The sequence below is a fragment of the Mesorhizobium sp. M2C.T.Ca.TU.002.02.1.1 genome (assembly GCF_003997225.1).
On the sequence record NZ_RZTO01000579.1, the window covers coordinates 1 to 4,008 of the forward strand.

Sequence of the window (4,008 nt, forward strand, 5' to 3'; positions counted from 1 at the left end):
GGCCATCGACCTCGACGACCTCGATGGTCGAGTAGCGCACGTTGAGGCCGGCGCCGAATATGCCCTTGTCCGTGATGACGATGTCGTCGGCAAATTCGGTGCCGAGGATGACCAGCTTGTCGAAGCCCGTGCCGCCGTCAACCGAAACCGGCGCGTTGATGTTGTAGCGGACCTCGTCCTGACCGCCGCCGGCGCGGATGTCCGGCGCCTGGGCAACCGAGAATCCGAGTCCGATCTGGGGCGTCGCCACGCCCTTGCTGTCGAGCACGATGACGTCGTCGGTCGGATCGCTGGTGATCAGCAGGTCGAGATAGTTGATACCGCCGTCGCCATTGGTATCGAAGACGTTGCCGATCTTGGCCTGCAGGGCCGCGCCGTTTGAAAGCTGCGCGAAGGTGAGCGAGCCGCTCTTCAGCCCCTTCAGGATCGCCACGCCGGCATCCAGGTCGGCCTTGTTGATCGTTCCGTCACCGTTCCAGTCGAAGTCGGTCGTCGCCGACAGCGCGAAGGCGCGGACGATGAACAGATCGTTGTCGTCGTCGCCTTCCAGGCGCAGTTCGGCCTGGTTCGAATAGACGCGGAAAGTGTCGTTGCCGGTGCCGCCCTGGGCGACCATCGGCGACGACGAGCCGGCCGACAGCCAGCCGCGGGTCGTGGCCACGAGGTTCGGGAAGACATCCTGCGGCAGCAGCCCGCCATCGGCGGAATCGCGCTGCGCGCCGAATATCTGGCCAACCTGGAACTGATCGTCGCCCGCGCCGCCGTCCAGTGTGGTGATGACGGTCGTGTCGTCGGTAAAGAAGGCGTCGTTGCCGCCGCGACCTTCCACGGTAAGCCGGCCGTTCAGCCCGGTGTCGTAGTTGATCCTCTGGACCTCTTTCGAATCTTCGTTACCCTGAACGATATCCTGATACGGGCCGAGCGTGCCATGCACCAGGGCCACATAGCCCGGCCGGTCGACCGTCTCGTGCGGCAGGTAGGCCGCCGCGCGCAGCAGGAAGATGTCGTCGGTCTGGAAAGCGGCGCCGTTGTTGGCGCTGTCCCGGCCGAAGATCGAAAGCGTGTCCACGCCATCATCTTCCTCGCCCGTGTCGAGCACGTTGATGATGTAGTTGCGCTGATTGCCCTGCGAGCCCAGCGTGTAGACCTCGTAGGTGTCGGTGTCCGACTGACCGTCGAGGGTCAGCGTGTGCTCGGCAAGCACATTCATCTGATAGGTATAGGCGGGAAGCGCAGCACCGGTCGTATATTGGTCGGTGGTGAAGGTGACGCCCACCGGCGTGATCGCCGGCGAAGTCTGGGCGGCTGCATCCTGCAGGAAGTAGACCTTGAAGCTGTCCTCGCCGTCGTTGCGGTCATTCGGCGTCGCATAGCTGCCGGTCGCGGTAACGTCGCTGCCATAAACCCTAGTCTTCGACCCGATGAAGACGTAGCCCGCGCTGCCCCAGGCGGTGCCGCCTGCGGAGCCGGTCGTGTCGCCGAACTGGAAGAAGTCACTGTCGGCGTTGCCGAAGATGCGGGTCAGCCTATCGGCGTTGGTGACGCCGGCCGCGTTGTCGTCAGGCCGCCAGGCGCCGATCGGCCGCGACGCCGAGGTACCGGAAGGCGACCCCGGCGAGCGGTTGCCCGCCACGACCATGATCGCGCCGGCTATGATCTGGCCGCGCAGCAGGATGTGCGTGCCATAGCCCTCATCGGCATCCGCATAGTCGCCATAGATGTCGATCTGGTTGCCGGCGACGATGGCCGAATTCTCATGCGTCTCGACGTCGTCGCCGACGCGCAGCGTCACCGAGCCGGCTTCGGCAAGGATGAGGCCGTGCGGCAGCGGACGCAGGGCGTCCACATGCAGGCCGGGGAGCCTGGAATTGCTCTCCGCGAATTGCGCGCTGCCACTCTTGACGAGCTGCAGGTCCTCGCCCGTCGACGTGGCGTTGGCGGATTCGCGCACCGTGATGCGGATGTCGCCCGTATAGGTATGGGCAAGCAGAAGCCGCAGATACCCGTCGGTTTCCGTCACATAGATGCTGGCGTCCGCTTCCATGGCGACGTCGTCGCCAGCCTGGTCGAGGGTCAGCGTGGGCGAACCGCGCGAACTGTCGATCTCCAGATCGTTGCCGGACGAGCCGATGCTCGCACCGACGCCGTTGGCGTCGAGATCGATAGCATTGCCATACACGTTGGCGTTGTCATCGCCGAGCCCGTTGTTGCGGGCGTCGCGGATCGAGCCGTCGACTGTGCGCAGGCTGACATTGGCGAGCGACCTGACGGTGTCGACCTCCATCGGGCCGAACAGCTCGTCGAGGTAGATGCCGCCATGCGAGACGATACCGGCATTGTTGTCGAAGGCGTTGAGGACGCCGAAGCCGTTGTTGCGGTCGACATTGATTTCCAGGAAGTCGGTCGCAAGGCCGATGCCGCCGAATGTCGCGGCCTGTTCGGACGAGGCCACCCCCGAGAACATGGTGATGTTGACGGCGGTCGCGTCGACGGTCGGCAACCCGTCGGCGTCGAGGATCTTCTGCGGCGAGCTCAGGATGACGTTGCCCAGCGTCGAATGGATATGACCAACCAGCATGTCGCCTTTGAGTTCGGTGGCGGTGATGTTGCCGTTGGTGGTCAGGAAGATTTGCGGCGTGCCGTCCGGCGGCGTCCCCCCGGTCCAGGCGACGTCGGTGTTGACGATGAAGTTGATGGTCGTGTCCGGCGTATCGACGACAACGTCGGCGCCATAGGGCGTGCCTTCGATCGACGTCGTCCGGTAGCTGCGCGGCTCGTCCCCCGTGTAGAGGGACGTGGTCGTGACGTGGCCGATGTCGATGTCATCGCCGGCGCGGACCGCCGTGAACGTATAGGTGGAATCCACCTCGTCATACTCGGTGCCGAGGCTGCGGCGCACGAAGTTGTAGAGCGAGATGCCGGTGACGTCCGGGCTGAAATGGTCGAAATATTCGCCCGTGCGAGCCTGGGTCGTGACGAGGTTGACCAGCGGGTAGTACGTGCTGACATGCACGCCGTCGATGTTCGACAGATTGTCGCCGGCCCTGGAGTCGTTGACGACCACGTCGACGTCATCGCCGGCCGTGATGCGGTCGATGGTGACGGCGAGCGAGGACAGCGCCGGATCGGCGGAGCGGTCGTGCAATGTGATGTCGAGCACCGCATCGCCGCCCGCATCGGCGGTAAGATGGACCTCTTTCAAGGTGGGCGTCTGGCCCTTGTCGACCGCATGAGTGATGCGGATGAGTTCGACCATCAGCGCCTTGCGCGGCTGCCCTCCGGCGGCATTCTGGTCACCTATATTGCCGGATGCGTCGACGTCGAGCGTGTTGGTGCGGATCAGGCCTTCGTCATAAGGATGCCCGCTGGCCGGATGCGTGTTCAGGTACAGGCCAGCGAGCGCCGCCTGCTGATCGACGAGGTTGAGTTCGTCGACGAAGATGTTGCCGCGCTGGTTCTCGATCTTGGTGAAGCCCAGCGTGTTCTCGATGCCGCGGTAGAGCAGTATGTCGCTGTTAGGCACGCCGGCCGCTGCGAGGTTGATGATCCTCACGTCGGTCTGAGGATGCCGCAGGTTCACGTCGAATTCGAAGGTCGGCGTTGCCGGGGTTACGCCGTCGGCCCGCTTTGTCGGATCGTCCGAATTCAGAGAGATGTTGTTGTCGGCTGGATTGTTGCCGGTATCGCCGTAGATGGTGTCGACCTTGATGTCGACGACCGAAGACCCGTCGAGCGTGTCGATATGGTTGATCACCAGGTCGAATTTCGACGAGTTCGTGATCTTCACCGAATCCCAGGTGCGTTGGCTGTCGACCAGCCCGTGATTGCCCCAGATGCGGCCGTTGTCGCCGGAGATTGCATTCGCATAGAAGGTCAGCTTGCCAGCCGAGTCATAGACGATATCGTCGATGATGACCTGCGGATTTAGAGCGTTGGAGGCAACCAGCGTGTCGCCGATCGTCTTGCCGGCGTTGACGCCCAGGAAATTGATGTTGGCGAGTTTGGTGA

At 63.5% G+C, this 4,008-nt stretch carries 1 pseudogene; it reads right to left on the reverse strand.

Annotation, left to right across the window (positions count from 1 at the left end):
- A pseudogene (locus EOD07_RS37785) lies at positions 1–4,008 on the reverse strand (hypothetical protein); the annotation flags it as partial.